This is a genomic window from Colwellia sp. MB02u-10 (assembly GCF_014077185.1).
Taxonomy (GTDB): domain Bacteria; phylum Pseudomonadota; class Gammaproteobacteria; order Enterobacterales; family Alteromonadaceae; genus Cognaticolwellia.
The window spans coordinates 20222-38002 of the sequence record NZ_JACGVK010000125.1 but is presented as its reverse complement, the minus strand read 5'-3'; the positions used below and the strand labels follow the sequence as shown (position 1 = coordinate 38002).

The window sequence follows — 17781 nt, the reverse complement described above, 5'->3', positions numbered from 1 at the left end:
AGCGGATCATCACGTATGCAACAACCTTATTTTGATGCTAAAACCTTATTACGTATTAAAGATCTGCCGCTGGCAATTAAAACCCTAGCACAAGGTTTTTTACATGGCGCCCATGCTAGCCAACGCCGTGGTGTTGGCGTTGAGTTTAGCCAATTTAGATCATACGAACCGGGTGACGAGCTCAGTAAAATTGATTGGAAATTATTTGCGCGCTCAGATAAATACTTTGTGCGTGAAGCTGAACGAGAAAGCGAGGTAAATGTTTGGTTAGTGCTAGATTGCAGTGAGTCTATGCTACAACAATCTACGCCGATAACCCGACAAAACCCAGAAAAGTCATCAATAATTGGCCAGTGGAATAAATTAGATTATGCTGGCTACTTAGCGGCCACTATTGCCTATTTGGCACAAAAACAGGGTGATGCTGTTGGCTTTTTAGCCCTGTCTGGCGAAAAAAAACAGCAAGTAGCGGCTTTACCTGGAGAGCGTCACTGGCAAAAATTATTACTGGCATTAACACAATTAAAAGCCAGTGGCACTTTTCCTGATACTCAGGCGATATTAACGCTACTGGGGGCAGTGCGAAAAAACGGCTTGGTTGTGGTCATTAGTGATTTTCATCAATTAAATGATGAACTACTGACCTTAACTGCAAAATTGAGTAATCGGCATACCGATGTCGTGGCATTTCATCTGGACAGTGATGATGAGATCAACTTTCCCTATCAAGGCGTAGTTAAGTTTCAAGACTTAGAGACGGGCGAACAGCGTAATGTATCAACAAAGCAAGTACGTGCAGGTTATCTGGAGAATAAAAAACGCTCAGATGATGCCTTAAAAGCACAATTGCTATTGCAAAATATACATTATTTTAAGGCTAATATTGATCAAGCTTTAGATCAAACTTTAGTGGAGTTTCTTGGTATAAGAGCAAGGGCCAGAGCCAGAGGAAATCGCCAGTGATGGCGAGTAATCTGCCATTAATAGTCGTGCAGTCGCCGTGGGCTTTTGCCATGTTACTGGCTTTAGCTGTACCCTTGGTGCTGCATTTAATCAGTAAAAGTCAGGCCAAACTGGTTAAATTTGCCAATATTGCATTAATTGACTCGTTGCAGCCAAAAAATATGCGACATATTCATTTAACTGAATTTTGGTTATTGCTGTTACGCATTTTGTTGCTGGTTGTATCGATATTACTGTTAGCTAACGTTATGATCACTCAGCCTTTAATTTCAAATGAAACCGTGTTTTTGGTTAGCCCTGATTGGTTAAACCAAAGTGATGACGCTGAGCGGCAACAGCTAGTAAACAAGCATTTAAACAAGCCCATATACCTGTTAGCCCGTAACACCAAACTTATCAGTGCTGATAAAATACTGACTTGGCAAAGACAAGCAAATAGTACTGAAAACAAGTTAACTTCACCGCCGCAAAATATATTGCTACATCTTGATTACTTTAGTCAGTTACTGGCACCAGAAACTGACATAAAACTGTTTGTTACTGACCGAGCCAGTCAATATCAGCTTAATCAGTTAAAGACAAACATAAGGCTAACCAACACCATTGACTGGCAAATAAAAAACCTTGTTAGCCAGAGTGAAAAACATTATAACAAAGCGATAAAAGTGCTGATTGTTTATGACCAAGACCGTTATGCAGATCTGAAATATTTTCAACACGCCTTGAGCTTAATTAAGCAACAAATTGCACCAAAATTGCTGTTATCACACTGGCTAAATGAAGGTTTAGAAAATTCAGTTTCGTATCAACAAGCTATGCAAGAGCAACCCGATTGGTTGTTTTATTTAAGTTCTAAGCAGGTTGATCATTATATTGTTAACGCGATGACGGCGGGGACAAACCTTTTTGTTGATGCCGAAAATACCCAAGTTAATTTAATGCTCAGCTCTGCGTTGAGTATCAATCAAGACAGTACTTATTTGCTCAGCGCTGAGGCGGTTTTTTATCAACGCGCCTTGCCATTAGCAGTAGCTAAGCAACTCAAGGATAAAAAATTTACAAAAAGCGATGAAGTGCTTTGGCAATTTACTCAGCAAGATGGCTTAAAGTTGCCTATGTTGACTAAATCGACTATGAATTATCATCACGAAGAGGGAGAAAATTTAGTTACTGAAAATGGGCCAGTAAAAAGCAGCAAGCAAGCAAGTTATATCTATCAACTCTATTCGAGATACTCGCCATCGTGGAGCAATTTATTGGTCACGAAACAATTCCCACTTTTTCTACAAAACTTATTATTTGGCCAGTGGCAAAATGACACTTTAGCGGCGCAAAAAACGCTAACCAGAGAGCAAATGAGTCAGCTGATTTATTCACCAGACCGCACTAAATCAGAAAATACTAAATCACCTCTGCCTAAATCCAAAAACGCTGAATCAGCAGCATTTGCTAAAGCTACTCCGTTAGTCATTACCGAGTTAAAAACGGCTAACGCCTTAATAGTACAGCAGCAAGCTAACGCTGATTTTTGGACTGAATTACTTGTGGTTTTATTAATTTTACTTTGGACATTAGAGCGTGTTTTAAGTGAGTTTTTTCGTCCAAGAATGCCTATTGATAGCAAAAGCAAAAATCAGCGAAATGATGATGTTCAAGTTGTAAACGCGCAGGCAGTGAAATCAGCTAAGGTTGTTGATTAATGTCTAATGTTAATAACAATAACCAGAACAAATCCGCGATTAATCGCCATTTAAATCATCTGTTAGCGCGTTGGCGAGGGCAGTTTTTACAGCAGCAGATGTTGTTATTTTTTCCAAAACTTTTAGCTGTCGTCATTACCGCGGCGTTTGTTTTAGTAAGCTTTAATCTTTTAAGCATTGAAAGTGCTGTGGTGATATTTTTAAGCGCATTTTTTGTTGGTCTGTTTATTAAGCGAGTACTGACGATTCGAAGTAAAAATTACGCTAGTATTACGCTCAGTAATCTTATTGTTCACCTTAATGATCGCTTTGCAGCCCTTGAAGATAGTGCACAACTGTTATTACGTGCTGAACAGCAGTTGTCAGCATTAGAAAAACTACAACACAGTAAAATTATGCGCCGTTTAGACCATATTTTAAAACAACAAGCTCAAGTGAATTATCTCGAATTATCTCCTCAGTTTGCGAAGAAAAAATTCGTTGTAGCCAATATTTTACTGGCCGTTTTACTCTTAATACTAGCACTTGCCGATAGCTTGCAATTGTTTGATAAAGCCGCATCTTGGTTTCAGCCGGCTGTAAAATTTAAGCCTGTAGTAGAAAGAAACAGCCAAATTAAGCGCAATAAACCCCCGGTTGATATTTTGTCACAGCAAGTCATTATTGAGCCGCCTAGCTATAGCTTATTAAAGAATCAAGCCGTTATGTCAGTGTCAGCGTCACTTGATATTGACGCTTTAGTTGGCAGTTATGCAAGCTGGGTTTTTTATTTTTCAGAGCAAACAATGGATTATTATATTGTTTTCTCTAATGGAGAACGTCAGCAATTAACTCAACAAAAAAACGGCAGCTATAGTGCTAAGCGTAAATTAATCAAAAGTATGGTTTACCATTTAGCTGTCGAAAATACGGCACAGCCAGTGTCAGAAAATTTTGCCGCGATTAAACGTATTCAACTAACCGCGGATCAAGCACCAAAAATTCGTTTTATTAATCCAAAAAGCACGGTGACAGAATATGGTAAAAAAAGTACACCGAGCTTAATGGCTCAAGTGCAAATATCAGATGATTTTTCCGTTACCAAGGTTGAAATTTTAGCCTCAATAGCAAAAGGCTCCGGCGAAGGGGTTAAATTTAGAGATCAAAGTTTTAGCTTCGAGAGAAGAGAACTGCTTGATGGCAAAATGCATTATTATAAAAACTGGTCATTGACTGACTTGGCTATGGAACCAGGCGATGAACTCTATTTTAGTATTTTAGCCACTGACAATCGTCAGCCTAGACCTCAGAAAACCCGATCGGCAACAAAAATTATCCGTTGGCTAGAGGAAGATCAAACAGGCATTAATGCCGACGGTATATTGATTGATTTTATGCCAGCGTATTTTAAAAGCCAGCGGCAAATTATTATTGAAACTATAGCGCTTATTGAAGATAAAACTGGCCTTGATCCAAGCACGTTTACTGAAAGCTCAGAGTTGTTGGGCGTAGCGCAAAGTGCCCTGAAACAAAAATATGGCCAATACTTAGGCGATGAGTTTGAAGGGCCAAATAATGTTGGTGTGACATTTGATGAAAGTCATAGTACTGCTGAGCCGCATAGACCACAAATACAAGTGCACGATGAACTTGGTGGCAGTAGTAACGCGGTGATCACCGCTGCGGGTGAACAACAGCATGACGATATGACGAACCATGATCATGCCAGTGATACCGCAGAGAACCGCAACAGTACTGATGTTTCTGGGCGTATAGCGCTGATTAATCGCTATGGTCATAACCATGAAGATAGTGATGTCGGGGTAATGACCAGCCAAGATCCGCGAGCTTTAATGAAAAAAAGCCTGTCCAATATGTGGCAAGCAGAGCTGCATTTAATGTTGTCAGAGCCAGCACTAGCCTTACCTTTTGAACAACAAGCACTTAAGTTGCTAAACTTGGCAAAAACAGCTGAGCGCATCTATACAAAACGTTTGGGCTTTGAACCGCCACCAGTGACCGAGCAGCGCCGTTATCAAGGAGAACAAACAGATATTTTAGCTAAAACCTTACAGGTATCTCGTTTTGAAACTGAGCAGTTATCTAATCAAGATCAGCTGGCCTTTCTTCAGCTTTTACAATTATTGAATAAATTTAGCCAACCTGTGTTATCTGTACCTTCATTTGTAAAATCGCCTGTTTTTTCTGATGTTAATCAGCTAAACACGGAGCAAAATCACCGTAACATTAATGCAAAGTTAGCGGTTGACGAGCTAGCGCTTATTAATATGGTTAAGGTAGGGATAGAAAAGCTTATTGATAAACGACCGGCATTGGTTCAGGTGCTAGTGGTAATTGAGCGTATATTACTTGAACGACAACTAAAATTAACGCAGTGCGGTAATTGTCTTGTGTTATTAGCCGCAAAGTTGGAGCAGTTAATACCTAATGCGACAGCCGCGCCTAATGGTAAAGAGCAAGATTTTTATGACCAACAACCGATAATTAAAAACTATAGTCAATTTTTAAAGGATAATTTGTGATTATGTTTTTAACTGATTTCTTAACGGCTAGTTATCGATTAACACTTAATAGCCCATTACACTGGGCATTAGTGATATTGGCATCTATAGGTTTGGTGATTAGCTGTTTACTGATTTATCGACGCTTTAAAAACGATATTTTTCATGATGAACAAAAAATAGCGCCATTGGGTGCTAGAAAAAAGTTACATTTTTTTTTATTGCTGTTCGGCAATATTATTGCCTTTATCAGTGTATTGTTATTTGTTTTACCTTTCGAAGAAAAAGCACAAACACCATCATTCGATGTTTTCCTTACCCCAGGTTTTAAACACACGGCTAATGGTGATGATTTTAATCTTGTCGGTATAGATAAGGCAAAAATACTGCAAGCGCTAACGTCTGCTGAACGTATTTGGTTGTTGGCCGAGCAAGGTAATTCAAGCGCTGATGAACCCCTATATCAATGGTTAGCTAAACATTATCAGCATAAAGTTTTTGTCACGAGTTCAGTGCAAGAAGTTACTGATTTTTGGTCAAAAAGATCCGATAAAAAGCTGATGCTTTTTCCAGACAATAACAATGTTCCGTCATTAGTACAGGTGTTTGGCGACGGACTAACAAAGTTACAATGGCAACATTTTCAAACTTTCAATGCACAACAAGGTATTCAACAGCGCCGGCAAGACGGTACTCAACAAGAAGGCATTCAACAAGAAAATAACAATCAAGGATTAGCAAGTGTCAACTTTAGGTTCTTTGCCAGTAAAACCATCATAGGTTTAAGCCATTTAACTTGGCCAAGGCAATTAATATTAGGGCAAGCATTGACTGTAACTGGGCAGTTGCAGCAACCTATTGACAATAATGCTCAGTTCCAGTTGAGTTTAGTCAATAATAATAATGTGCTCAGCAGCATTAATATTGCTGGTAATGAGCCTTTTTCGCTCACCACAACCAGCAAGTTTTCTGGTTTATTCAATTATCAATTAGTCTTGCGTGAGCGAGAAAAAACTTTATTACAACAAGGTGTAGCCAGTGAAGGTCCTTCAAGTGGAGGTTTATCGAGTAAAAAAGCACGAGTGGATATTAGCGAAGATATCGCTTTTAGCGTTGTGATGGGTAATCAACCACGCGTGTTAATTAAACAGTCAGCACCTTCATTTGAAACCCGACGCTTAAAACAATGGTTAAGTCAGGCAAATAGTGAAGTTCATATTATTAGCCAGATCAGTAAAAATAAATGGTCGCAGCAGCACATCAATGTCAAAAATACCCATGAAGATAATGTAGCTAAAAGTAACGCTGTTATTAACAATGAAGATAACAACAAGCAACAAAAAGTAGCTGAACAAGCCCATATTTTGCAGACAAAATTGTTAGATAATTATGATGTCTTGATAATCGACAGTCGAATGTTGCTCGCTTTAGAAGAGAGTGAAGTTGAAGCTTTATATCGTGCGATAAACCAGGGGTTAGGTTTGCTGATCAAGGCTGATGCGACACTTTTAAAACTCGAAAAATCTAAGGTAAATAAACTCAATAGACTGTTGAGTTTATTTTCCATAAAGCCTGTTGATGAATCTTTGACTGCGATTATGGCCAATTGGCCAGGCAAACCTAGGGTAGAGATAAATCACACAATAACACCGCAAACCGCTGCTATTGCGATAAACGCCAAAGTGGGGGGCAATATCAACTCAATAATTGTCGAACCACTTGTCGAGTCAACAACAGGGCAAACCTTAGTAGCAAAACAATCATTAGGACTCGGTAGCCTTGCCATATCATCGCTTAATCAAACGTACCAATGGTCATTGCAAGCAAGCTCCGAGGTTTATAGTCATTATTGGCAATATATATTGTCGAAAATATCTCGCAGTGAAAGCACGACTCGCTGGTTATCACCCATGCCAACAACGTTAGCGCAGGTAAATCAATATCAAGATATTTGTTTAATTTCGCCATTAGAAGCGATTTCTTCTCCGCAAATGCAACTAATGGCATTGGTGTTATCAAACCATAAAAAATGTGGTCAATTTTCGGCTGACCAAGCAGGTTGGTACATGTTTCAGGCTTTGGACGATAATCAAGCGTTATTGGCAAAGCAAGCACAATATTTTTATCCAGCTGAAAACTTTTTAGCCTGGCAACAAGCCGATAAACACCAAACCAGTGAAGGTTTTATGAAAAGTATGGCTTTATCTCGTGATGATTTTAGTGCAGCCGATACTTATCAACCGATAAATAAACTTTACCTTTGGCTGTTCATGTTTATCTCGCTAGGCCTGTTGTGGATTGAACGTAAATGGCAAACAAATTAAATTTGCTTAAACGCTGATGCGACAAAATCACTAAGCAGGCCTATTGCTCTTAACAATAATCATCAATTTACAATAGGGTTAGTGCTTAGATAGCGAATAACTTTAGCGTGAAATGAGTTAGCGAATATCTTCTTGACTCAAGTGAAAGTCGATGGAGGCAATGATAAGCAAAAACGCGCCAAATAGTATGGCCCAGTGTGCGCCAAATAAGGCTAATACACTGCCAATCAGCGCCATCAGCATATTAGCTAAACTAAAGGTGGTGGTAATTAAGCCCATAAGTTGTCCTTGTTCAATATCAGCATATTGCTCGGAAATATAAACCGGTAATAAGCCATTGAAAAGTGCGATGGCGATGCCTATTACTGCATAAATAGGCCAAACACTGGTTGCTGACAATACAAGGTGTAAACTAAACAACAATGCCATTAACATCATGCCAACAATGGCACCCAATTTAAGCCCCAATAAGTATTTTAATTGCTTAACAAAAAACACACTGGTTATGGTCATAAATAAGGTTAAAACAACCGTTATATAACCAATGCCTGGGCTAGTGAAGTCAAAATTTTCCACCAACCAAACGGGGTAAAATTCGTAATAGGCATTTAGGCCAAGTGTTGCCAATAAATAAATTAAAAAGATACGTCTAATTTTTTTATTAGCGAGTAAGGCAAATGAGTTTTGCTTACTAAAAAGTTGCGAAAAATTTATCTTTGGCTGATTAGATTTACTCTTGCCCGCAGGTAATACACAAGCGACGCTGATAAGGGCAATAACTATCGCGACGGCGGCGAAGTAGAAGACGGTATCTAAGCCGTATATTGCCAGTAATCCACCGGCTAAAGGGCCGAGCAACCAACCTAAATAGCTGGTGGCATTTACTAGACTAAAGGTGTGGGTCTTATCTAGCGTGGGCGATAAATCTACCGCTATCGCTTTCGCTATGCTGATATTACCAGAAAAAATGCCCGTAACAAAACGCGCTAAAATCAGCAGTAAAAAACTTTCAGCCATAACAGCTAAAGCGGATAACACATAACTAACAGCAGTTAAAATCAGGGTGATGATTAAGGTTTTTTTGCGACCGTAAATACCTGAGGCAGCACCTAAAACTGAGCTTCCTAGAATAACCCCTAAAGGATATATCGCCAGTATAATGCCGAGTAATATTTTACTGGGTAAATCAGCGAAAGTGGTTAAAGGGCTAACTTCATTAAGAAAAAGAGGTGCTAATACAGGATAAGGTAAGGCAATGCCGGCACTGCTAAACAGCACTACCAGCATGACAGAAAATAAGGTTTTTTTTGCTTTTAACTGTTCAGTAATTAAGGTATTTTGTGCGGGTATTTTAACTTTAGCAGCGTGAATCGTCATAACAACTTATTATATAAAACCGTGGGTATAATGCCTATTGATTATATAATAAGTTAGCTTTATAACTAAGTAAAAAGTTTCTATTTCTCTCAATGCACCGTCTATTTCTTTCAACGCATTGATAGGGGCGATAAGCACTGTTTATCAGCAAAGTATCATAAAACTCTACTTGTTAGTCCTAGTGTAATTAATTGTAATTTCAGGGCAGTAAGTTGTACTATTGCCGTAACACCTTGTACATAGTGTTGTTAATTAATAATAAACATTTTATGCTTGTGCGATAAGTCATATTTTCAATGGTTGTTATTTATTGGCTAGACTAAACATTGACCGTGTTCGTAAACCAGTCATGAAAATGCTGTTAATACAGCGTAATAAAGTAGGAGCAGTTAATGTCAGATAGTGAATTGTTAGTTAAAAAAATATTACTCGTTGAGGATGACCATCAGTTGTCGGATCTAGTCGCTGAGTTTTTAGGAAATGAAGGTTATCACGTTAAGCAAGAGTTTAGAGGCGACACGGTAGAAAAGCGAGTTGATAAATTCGTTCCTGATTTGATTATTTTAGACATTATGCTACCAGGTAAAGATGGATTTGCTGTTTGTAAAGATTTACGGCCTAACTTTAAAGGTCCAATTTTAATGCTAACCGCGAAAGGCACAGACTTTGACCAAGTGTTAGGTTTAGAAATTGGTGCGGATGATTACGTGATTAAGCCTGTTGAGCCAAGAGTATTGCTTGCCCGTGTTAATGCGCTATTGCGTCGTGGCCAGTTGCCAACAGATGGTAAAGAGAATGCTAAAATTAATTGTGGTGAACTACATATTAGCCGTGGTTCTAGACAAGTGACATTGCACGGAGAAAATGTTGACCTGACTAGCCAAGAGTTTGACTTACTCTGGCTATTAGCTAGTCGTTCAGGCGAAGTACAGAATCGTGATTATATTTACAAAGCGGTTGTTGGTCGCGAATACGACGGCATGGATAGAAGTGTTGATGTGCGTATATCACGCTTGCGTAAAAAATTACACGATAGTAATGAAACTCCTTTTCGTATTAAAACCATTTGGGGACAAGGCTATTTATTTGTTCCAGATGCATGGAGTTAACTATTATTTTAGTGTGTAAGCTGGTGAGCTGTTATAGCGACTCATCAGTATTTATTTCCTTTATTTAGGCATTTTATGAAACTTGGTCGCTCATTCTTCAGCTTATATTTTCTTATTATTTCTATTTTCATCGTATTTTCATGGATGCTCGATGAAGCATGGAGTTCATACATTGAACAAGACATAGAGTCTTACACAGGTTATAAAAGTATGTTGCTGGCGCTATCTAACTATTTAGAAAAGCACCCAGAAGATCAATGGCAAGAAATACTATCGAAAGCTGGAAAACAGTGGCAATTGCCATTAAAGTTAATGTCAGCAAAAGAAGTAAATGCCATCAGCCATCAAAAACATGCTGTCATCAAAGAAAAAAACACGCATATTTATTATGATAATAACGCGGTAGAAATTCATCACAGGATCAATAATGCGGGCACTGTAATTGTATTGGGGCCTGCTAAAATGCCAACCCAGCCGAGGCTAGAGGCACTCATTCGTGTTATTTTGCTGGCAACTTTAGCCTGTATACTATTTTTTTGGTTACGGCCTTTGTCTCGAGACTTGGATCAGTTGCAAAAAACCGCAATAGAGTTTGGTCAAGAAAGTTTTGATGTTGTTGCACCACAAGCAAGATCGACTATGGCAGCGCCTATGGTTACGGCGTTTAATACTATGGCCAGTCGTATTAAACGTTTAATCGATGCTCATAAGGAATTATCAACTGCGGTTGCACATGAATTACGTACACCCTTAGCTCGCACTAAGTTTGCCTTAGAAATGCTAGCCTGCACCGATGATAAAGCCAAACAAGAGAAATATCGCAAAGCCATTAGTAAAGATGTTTGTGAGTTAGAGCAACTCATTAGTGAGATGCTGATTTACGCTAGTTTCGATAATGACAAACCCGATCTAAATTTTAGTGAAGAATCATTGGTGGATATTGTCGAAAAACAGGTCAGTAATTACCAACAGTTTGAACAAAAATTTAACATTGTTAACCTGCTTGGAAATGAACGGGTTGAGGTTGACCGACACTTTATTAGTCGAGCGTTGAATAATTATATCTCTAATGCCATAAAATACGGTAACGGTGAAATAGACATCACAATTACAAAAAGTGAAGATTACTGTCAGATAAGCGTTACAGACAATGGTGAGGGAGTCTGTGATCATTTCAAATGTACCATATTTGATGCTTTTTCCCGTGGTGATGTATCTCGTAACCGTGAAACAGGAGGTTTTGGTTTAGGTCTAGCCATCGTTTGTCGAATCATGGAGTGGCATGGCGGCAGTGCATCTGTTGTTGATAGCAAAAATGGTGGCGCGAGCTTCATACTTCGTTGGCCCATTAAACAAATTTCTGCTTAGTGGATAAAAATCAGTCAATACTTTGTATTTACTATAAAAATTAATAATTAATTACGTATAGCGTTAAAGTAAACTGTGTTGCTGCCGATAAAAATATTATCGGTAGCAAAAAAGTAGATTATTTTGACCCTAAACGCTTTATCAAACGACATACTTGTTCATGAACTTCAGTTAGGCGAACAGCTTAATAAAAGTGTTCATCATGAGCGTCGTTCTGATTTTTCGCTGTTACTCGCCATGCTAACCGACGATGTTCGAGCGCATAGCCAATTTACACTACCACTTTCACAAATACCTGAAAAAACCACTTCATCAGAGCAGTTACGAAAATATTTTCAATTACCTGATGAAGCCCCTTTAGCATTAAAAGATGTTGCCGACATAAGCCGCTATAATCAGGCAAGTTTACTTGAACAACAGCAGTTAGAAGGCCTAAGACTAGCAAACATACTTAATCCTAAACCATTAGCGTTTCGTGATGATGTGAAACATATAGACCAACAGGTGATGACTAATACCAGTTTATATTGCCAGCAAAAAAATCAAGACATATCATTAGCAAAAACACAGCAAAGAGCTGACTTCAATGCTAAGGCTTGGTTAGCGGCAGTGCAAACTACTATTGTTAAAGCACCATTAATGGCAGCGGTTGCCTAAAAAATCTTAGCACAACAATGTTTAAACTTTTTCTCACTGCCACAAAAACAAAACTCATTTTTTTTGGGTTTATTTAATGCTTTGCTATCTGACACCTCACCATCAAGATATCGCCATGCGCTATCTTCAAGCACAAAATTAGATTGTTCTCGCATTTGCCAAATTTGTCTGTGAACTTGATAAAAAGCGGAAAACTCTACTTGAGCATTATTACGGTTAGCTAAATCTTTTTCGTGATCACTGGCATAGTGAATAATGAGCTTCAGCCATTTTGTTTCTGCAGCCCATTGTGCGATATCATCAATGGATTGTTCAGCTTGGCTTGATTGGGCATAAGTAAGGTAAATATACTCGGCCTGTTGTGTTGCGTAAGCAGAGTAGCGTGACCGCATAAGTTGTTCTGGAGAGTTAGCAGGTTTTGTTGCCATTATTAAAGGTTGGCAACACAGTGCAAAGCTTCGTTCTGAGCCGCATGGACATAACATCTAGATAAACTATTTAAAGGGCAATTATGTTTAGTTTATCATGACAGTTATTATGCATTGCATGGTTTATAGCTTTAATTGTGCAGTTAATCTAACTTAACCCAAGGGTTTCTGCGTTTTAGATTAAGTCGTCGGATTCAGCACAATTTATTGCTTTATTTTTGTTTTAAAACTTTGATTAAATATAGTTATTTAATGCAGTTGGTTTATCGCTTTAAAATCTGTTTTTTGTAATAAAATACATTGAGTTTTTCCTAAGGCAGCACAGCGAGATATTTCTTTTAATTCGGCTTGATTATAGTTGGCGTTTGATAGAATCATCGCAGAACATGTGCCTTTTAATAACGTGTTTTTGATATGCTCTAAGCTGACATTAACCTTATTTGCATTCACTTTTAGTATTTTTGCTGGATTAATTTTACCCATGTTAGAGAGTTGTTCTAGAGAAGCATTTTCTGGGTTAATCATTAAAATCCACTTTTTATCATCATGGTGATTTTGACAAATGTCCTGATACTTTTCAGAGACATCTCCGAGACTATTTACACTAATAATATTACACCAAGCAGAAGATAAATTAATTTGAGGTGGTAAATTAATACTGGGGGCTATAGCTAAGCTATTGTTATTTAATTTTAAGTTTATTTTATTAGTGTTAATCATAGTGCCTACCTCGATTTACTGTATGGATGTACAGTATGTCGCTTTTGATGCTATTTCAAGCATTATTTTACTGATATTTGCTCAAAGCTATAAGAAAAATTATTTTTTTTAATCGATAATTTAGCGAAGTTAATCTAATTTTTTATGTGTAAAGTAAGCATAGCTAGAGCTTAATAGTTAGAGATTAATTATACTGTTCAACGCTATTTAAATTACAGCGCGTAACTTACCGACACGGGTAAATTTTAAGGAATAATTGCTCTGAACACTAAATAATTGTTCTAAACATTAAAGATGAAAAGATAAACACCGCATTCTGCTATGTTACTGGTGCAAATTGATTTAAAATAAAACTTCTACAGAACTAACGACAATAATCAAGGATATTAACCAATACATATCCAATTACGTTGTTAATTTTATATCGAACTGTATAGCCAAGCCATTGAGTTTACCGGGTAAAACTATTACGGTTCGTTATATGTCAGTAGCTAAATTTTTATCCACAGTCTGGCTTGAAATAAGTTAAATAAGTTAAATAAGTTAAATAGGTTCTAAAGTAACAATATGAGAATTTTACTCGTTGAAGACGATCTGCCATTAGCACAAGCATTACAACAGTCGTTACGACATGAGGGCTTCTTGGTTAATCACGTTGATAACGGCGAAGACGCTTTAACGTCATTGACTATCCCTGATCATGACATGGTAATTTTAGATTTAGGCTTGCCTGATATGGATGGTTTATTAGTGCTAAAAAAGCTTAGAGCTAAAAAGCAAACTACGCCGGTTATTGTGCTGACCGCGCGAGACACTATTGAGCAGCGTGTTCAAGGACTAGACTTTGGCGCCGATGACTACTTAATTAAACCTTTTGATATTAACGAGCTTCTTGCTCGCTTACGAGTGATTGAACGCAGATTAGGCACTGCTGATAGCGCAGTAATCTCCATTGCATTGGTAAAGCTTGATACGACTGCCCACAAAGTGTTTGTCGAAGATAAAGAACTGACCTGTTCAAAAAAAGAATATATGGTGCTAAAAGTATTAATGGAAAATGCTGGCCGAATTCAGTCACGAGAGCAAATTGAATCACGTCTTTACGATTGGGGTGAAGAAGTGATGAGTAATGCGGTAGAAGTCCATATTCACAATTTACGCAAAAAGTTACCTGAAAAGTTTATCCAAACGGTTCGTGGTGTTGGCTACACCATAAATAAGGCTTAAAAGTTTATTATGCCTATTCGTCGTTATCTCGTGCTAATGCTGTTATCAATTATTACCTTAGTCATTTTTGTTTCTGCTATTCAGGGTTACAAAGCTAGTATGCGTAAAGCAGAAAGTGTCTTTGATAATGAATTAGTCTCTTTAGCTCAGGTTATAACGGCCGTTAAGCTACCTAAAGGTGTCATTACGCACCAAGCAACTAGCAATTTTTCTTATCAAATAGTGCTTGATAACCAGGTAGTAACACGTAGTGAGAATGCACCAAATACACTAATAAATACCTTAAATACTGGTTTTAAAGAAACTAATTTCTTAGGTAAACGCTGGCGCACTTATACCGATAAAATAACAAATAACTCAGCAACAAATGCTTGGGTCATTATTGCGCAACCATTAAAACAAAGATTTGACCTTGCTGAAGGTATAATTTTATCTGCAGTTACCCCCATTATTTTAGTCATGCCATTACTCGCATTAATCATTTCATTGGCGGTGCGGCAGGGCTTGAAGCCGTTGACTTTTTTAACTAGAGCACTAAAAAATAAAAAAGCAAATGACCTTAGCTCGTTAACGGTTAGTTCAAGCACAGAACTTGCGCCAGTGATTGAAACCTTAAATGAATTATTTCTGCGACTGTCATTATCGTTTGAACGTGAAAAGCAATTTGCCTCAGATGCTGCCCATGAACTTAGAACGCCATTAAGTGTATTGAAAATTAATGTTTATAACCTTCAACAAAGCTTTAATGATGTCACCCTTGTTGACAGTGATAAAAACTCAACAGCGCTGTCAGTATTACCCTTTCAGCAATTAGAGCAAAGTGTTGAGCGTATGGCACATGTGGTTGATCAAATATTGACCTTGAACCGGACTAATCCGGAACAAATATTGGCTGAAAGTGCGGTGCTTAATTTACAAGAGCTATTGCAAGAATGTATTAGTGAGCTCTATCCTTATATTGCCAGCAGAGGCCATGATATCGAACTGAATAGTGCGCCATTGAACATTTTGGGCAACAGGTTTGCCATAGGTATACTATTGAAAAATTTGATTGCTAATGCTGCTAAATATACCCCGGATAATGGCAATATTTTAGTTTCGTGCGTACAAGACAAAAATAAGCTTATATTACGTGTTGAAGACTCCGGCCCGGGTATTGCGCCGGAAGAATATTCACGGGTATTTGACCGCTTTTATCGTGTTGGCGGCGATAGCCACAATTCAAAAGTTATTGGCTGTGGGTTAGGCTTGTCGATTGTTAAACATATTGTAGAATTGCATCAAGCAAACATCAGCTTAAGTCGCTCAAAGGCTTTGTTTGGCTTATGTGTAAAGGTTGTTTTTTCTATGGCGGATAGTAACAGCGGTGCAACTATTAATGGCAATAAATTATCCAGCTCACCAGCAAAGGGAGATTATTAATGAGCCAATTTTCTGTCAAACTTATGCAAAGCGTTATGGTCTTTTTCACGCTATTGTCATTTGCTAGCTTGGCAAATCGGCCGGAATTCGAGTTAGAACTTAAAAATCATTTGTTTTATCCGGCTGAAATAGAAATTCCAGCCAACACGAAAGTAAAATTAGTTATTTATAATCGAGATACCACTCCTGAAGAGTTTGATAGTTTTGACCTTAATAGAGAAAAAGTGATTTTTCCACAAAAAAAATCTGTGATTTTTATTGGACCTTTACCTCCGGGTCATTACAAATTTTTTGGTGAATTTAACCCTAATAGCGCTCAAGGCACCATTATTGTTATCCCTAAAAAGAGTGCCGCTGATGCTAATATAGAGACTTTAGCGCTAGCTTATACTGCACCGCTAGTAGTGAATAGCCTTCTGCTTAAGGAGATTTTACATGTTAATTAATACCGTTATTCTTTTTTTAAGAGATGCTTTACCGATATTTGTCATTAGTATTATTTTGATCTCGATGCTACAGCAACAAGGTATTAAGTTGCGGTGGTATTACCTCGCGTTATTGACTAGCGTAATGTTAAGCTTAGTTTTATTAAATACTTTTGATGAAATTGCACATACACTAGATGATACGGGGCGAGAATGGCTTTATGCTTGTCTCTACATTGTTTGTTATTTTATATCGCTGTTGTTATTGAGCCAGCTTTCAATCGTAAAAAGACCAGTAAGCGTCCGAAAACTTACCCTTATTCGACTTTGTGCAGTGGCCTTAACCGTTATTGTTATGACACTCAATGGTGCGAATTTTCTAATTTATATCACTGGCTTTTGGCATCAAAATAATGCATCTAATGCCTTGGTGGCAGGTGTTATTCTTGGTGTGGGTATTTGCGCGAGTATCGCTGTATTGCTGTATTTTTTAATGGCGTTTATTGAACGTTATTGTCGCCTTATTCGTGAAGCACTATTGATAGTTTTTAGTGTTGGACTATTGATGAAAGCGACAAAATTATTGATCCAAATCGATGTTTTACCTGGGAATAGGCTTTTGTGGGACTCTAATTATTTAATAATGGAAAATTCCGAACTAGGGCAGTTGTTTACGGTGTTTTTTGGCTATGATGCCACGCCAACATTACTGCAACTATTACTTTATATTTCGGCCATTGTGATTGCCATTGCTTTGACTTTTTTTTGCTCGACGCTTTCAAAGTCAACACGCACTATAGTGAGTCATAAGGAGACGGTTTGATGAACTTTCTAATCTTTAAAAGATCAACACGATTTAGCTTATTACTGTTGATTTTATCTGCTTTTTCAGCGCTGACATGTCAAGTTGCGCGGGCTGACGGTGTTGTTGTTGATAAGGTATATCATCCCTATGTACTACCTAACGAGCAAGAATTTGAATGGCGTATGCTGTCACATCAAAATGACGCGGGTAACAGTTTAGGGCAACGAATAGCCTACGGAAAATCGATAACCGACAATGTTATGATTGAATTTTATATTGTGGGTGAGCGAGATAGAGATGGTGACTTTGGCTTGTCTGCCTATGAAGTTGAAACGCGCTGGATGATGACAGATCAAGGCGAATATTGGGCCGATTGGGGCTTGTCATTTGAAGTCGAAAAAGTACATGAATTGGATATTTGGGACGTCACTACCGGTTTGTTATTTGAAAAAGAATTTGGTCGTGATAGCTTAGCGTTGAATGCGTTTTTAATTTATGAAAGTGGTAGCGATATCAAAAATGAATTTGAAACAGAGTTTCGTTTGCAATACCGCTATCGGTGGCTACCACAAGTTCAGCCAGCTATTGAAATTTATATTGGCGAAGACTATACCGGTATTGGTCCCACTTTTATGGGCATACAAAGGTTTGATGGTCAAAAACAATTGAAATGGGAATTGGGTTTTATAACCGGTTTAAATGGTGATGACAAAGATCATATCTTACGTGCTTCCATTGAATATGAATTTTAAAAA

At 37.9% G+C, this 17781-nt stretch carries 14 protein-coding genes and 1 pseudogene; 12 read left to right on the top strand and 3 right to left on the bottom strand.

The window, feature by feature from the left end:
• Positions 1 to 15: 15 nt before the first annotated feature.
• From H4J59_RS13065 to H4J59_RS13050, 4 genes are read left to right on the top strand one after another with little or no spacing between them, the layout of a single operon-like run.
• On the top strand, positions 16 to 963 hold the full coding sequence (locus H4J59_RS13065; protein ID WP_182240050.1) for a DUF58 domain-containing protein: 948 nt from the start codon (positions 16 to 18) through the stop codon (positions 961 to 963).
• Positions 963 to 2663: a BatA domain-containing protein gene (locus H4J59_RS13060; RefSeq protein ID WP_182240039.1), complete on the top strand. Its 1701-nt coding sequence runs from the start codon at positions 963 to 965 to the stop codon at positions 2661 to 2663. The genes H4J59_RS13065 and H4J59_RS13060 overlap by 1 nt, the downstream gene beginning before the upstream one ends.
• Entirely contained in the window at positions 2663 to 5185 is a 2523-nt protein-coding gene (locus H4J59_RS13055) for a hypothetical protein (protein ID WP_182240037.1), read from the top strand. The genes H4J59_RS13060 and H4J59_RS13055 overlap by 1 nt, the downstream gene beginning before the upstream one ends.
• Before the next feature lie 2 nt (positions 5186 to 5187).
• Positions 5188 to 7488 carry a hypothetical protein gene (locus H4J59_RS13050; RefSeq protein WP_182240035.1) on the top strand — a complete coding sequence of 767 codons (2301 nt, stop codon included), beginning with the start codon at positions 5188 to 5190 and terminating at the stop codon, positions 7486 to 7488.
• 117 nt (positions 7489 to 7605) lie between these two features.
• Here the strand turns inward: H4J59_RS13050 and H4J59_RS13045 are convergent, their stop codons facing one another.
• Positions 7606 to 8865, bottom strand: coding sequence for an MFS transporter (locus H4J59_RS13045; RefSeq protein WP_182240033.1), 1260 nt, complete (start codon positions 8863 to 8865; stop codon positions 7606 to 7608).
• Positions 8866 to 9257: 392 nt separating this feature from the next.
• Here H4J59_RS13045 and H4J59_RS13040 point away from each other — a divergent pair, with 392 nt between their 5' ends.
• From H4J59_RS13040 to H4J59_RS13030, 3 genes are all read left to right on the top strand, one after another.
• Positions 9258 to 9974, top strand: coding sequence for a winged helix-turn-helix domain-containing protein (locus H4J59_RS13040; RefSeq protein ID WP_182240031.1), 717 nt, complete (start codon positions 9258 to 9260; stop codon positions 9972 to 9974).
• Positions 9975 to 10049: 75 nt separating this feature from the next.
• Positions 10050 to 11342, top strand: a complete 1293-nt coding sequence (locus H4J59_RS13035; protein ID WP_182240029.1) for an ATP-binding protein — start codon at positions 10050 to 10052, stop codon at positions 11340 to 11342.
• Positions 11343 to 11465: 123 nt separating this feature from the next.
• Positions 11466 to 11999 carry a VC2046/SO_2500 family protein gene (locus H4J59_RS13030; RefSeq protein WP_220469821.1) on the top strand — a complete coding sequence of 178 codons (534 nt, stop codon included), beginning with the start codon at positions 11466 to 11468 and terminating at the stop codon, positions 11997 to 11999.
• On the opposite strand, the gene H4J59_RS13025 is transcribed toward H4J59_RS13030, so the two are convergent.
• Both H4J59_RS13025 and H4J59_RS13020 read right to left on the bottom strand, forming a co-directional pair.
• On the bottom strand, positions 11996 to 12484 hold the full coding sequence (locus H4J59_RS13025) for a YchJ family protein (protein ID WP_182240027.1): 489 nt from the start codon (positions 12482 to 12484) through the stop codon (positions 11996 to 11998). The two genes, H4J59_RS13030 and H4J59_RS13025, sit on opposite strands and share 4 nt — an antisense overlap.
• A gap of 192 nt (positions 12485 to 12676) precedes the next feature.
• Entirely contained in the window at positions 12677 to 13147 is a 471-nt protein-coding gene (locus H4J59_RS13020) for a hypothetical protein (RefSeq protein WP_182240025.1), read from the bottom strand.
• Positions 13148 to 13714: 567 nt separating this feature from the next.
• Between H4J59_RS13020 and H4J59_RS13015 the strand changes: the two genes are divergently transcribed.
• The 5 genes and pseudogenes from H4J59_RS13015 to H4J59_RS12995 all read left to right on the top strand — a co-directional run bounded on the left by H4J59_RS13015 (position 13715) and on the right by H4J59_RS12995 (position 17778).
• Positions 13715 to 14374: a response regulator transcription factor gene (locus tag H4J59_RS13015; protein ID WP_182240023.1), complete on the top strand. Its 660-nt coding sequence runs from the start codon at positions 13715 to 13717 to the stop codon at positions 14372 to 14374.
• 9 nt (positions 14375 to 14383) lie between these two features.
• Positions 14384 to 15796 carry a cell wall metabolism sensor histidine kinase WalK gene (locus H4J59_RS13010; protein ID WP_182240021.1) on the top strand — a complete coding sequence of 471 codons (1413 nt, stop codon included), beginning with the start codon at positions 14384 to 14386 and terminating at the stop codon, positions 15794 to 15796.
• A pseudogene (locus tag H4J59_RS13005) lies at positions 15796 to 16161 on the top strand (cupredoxin domain-containing protein); the annotation flags it as partial. The gene H4J59_RS13010 and the pseudogene H4J59_RS13005, both read left to right, overlap by 1 nt.
• Before the next feature lie 70 nt (positions 16162 to 16231).
• Positions 16232 to 17044: a hypothetical protein gene (locus H4J59_RS13000; RefSeq protein ID WP_182240017.1), complete on the top strand. Its 813-nt coding sequence runs from the start codon at positions 16232 to 16234 to the stop codon at positions 17042 to 17044.
• A complete protein-coding gene (locus H4J59_RS12995; RefSeq protein WP_259369521.1) occupies positions 17044 to 17778 on the top strand; it encodes a hypothetical protein in 735 nt (244 codons plus the stop codon). The genes H4J59_RS13000 and H4J59_RS12995 overlap by 1 nt, the downstream gene beginning before the upstream one ends.
• Positions 17779 to 17781: the final 3 nt, after the last annotated feature.

Bases quoted from the DNA above. Each gene is read 5' to 3' on its own strand.
- H4J59_RS13055 (WP_182240037.1), top strand. From the start codon at position 2,663: ATGTCTAATGTTAATAACAATAACCAGAACAAATCCGCGATTAATCGC.
- H4J59_RS13035 (WP_182240029.1), top strand. From the start codon at position 10,050: ATGAAACTTGGTCGCTCATTCTTCAGCTTATATTTTCTTATTATTTCT.
- H4J59_RS13020 (WP_182240025.1), bottom strand. From the start codon at position 13,147: ATGATTAACACTAATAAAATAAACTTAAAATTAAATAACAATAGCTTA.
- H4J59_RS13000 (WP_182240017.1), top strand. From the start codon at position 16,232: ATGTTAATTAATACCGTTATTCTTTTTTTAAGAGATGCTTTACCGATA.
- H4J59_RS13015 (WP_182240023.1), top strand. From the start codon at position 13,715: ATGAGAATTTTACTCGTTGAAGACGATCTGCCATTAGCACAAGCATTA.
- H4J59_RS13060 (WP_182240039.1), top strand. From the start codon at position 963: ATGGCGAGTAATCTGCCATTAATAGTCGTGCAGTCGCCGTGGGCTTTT.
- H4J59_RS13045 (WP_182240033.1), bottom strand. From the start codon at position 8,865: ATGACGATTCACGCTGCTAAAGTTAAAATACCCGCACAAAATACCTTA.
- H4J59_RS13065 (WP_182240050.1), top strand. From the start codon at position 16: ATGCAACAACCTTATTTTGATGCTAAAACCTTATTACGTATTAAAGAT.
- H4J59_RS13050 (WP_182240035.1), top strand. From the start codon at position 5,188: ATGTTTTTAACTGATTTCTTAACGGCTAGTTATCGATTAACACTTAAT.
- H4J59_RS13010 (WP_182240021.1), top strand. From the start codon at position 14,384: ATGCCTATTCGTCGTTATCTCGTGCTAATGCTGTTATCAATTATTACC.
- H4J59_RS13025 (WP_182240027.1), bottom strand. From the start codon at position 12,484: ATGTTATGTCCATGCGGCTCAGAACGAAGCTTTGCACTGTGTTGCCAA.
- H4J59_RS12995 (WP_259369521.1), top strand. From the start codon at position 17,044: ATGAACTTTCTAATCTTTAAAAGATCAACACGATTTAGCTTATTACTG.
- H4J59_RS13040 (WP_182240031.1), top strand. From the start codon at position 9,258: ATGTCAGATAGTGAATTGTTAGTTAAAAAAATATTACTCGTTGAGGAT.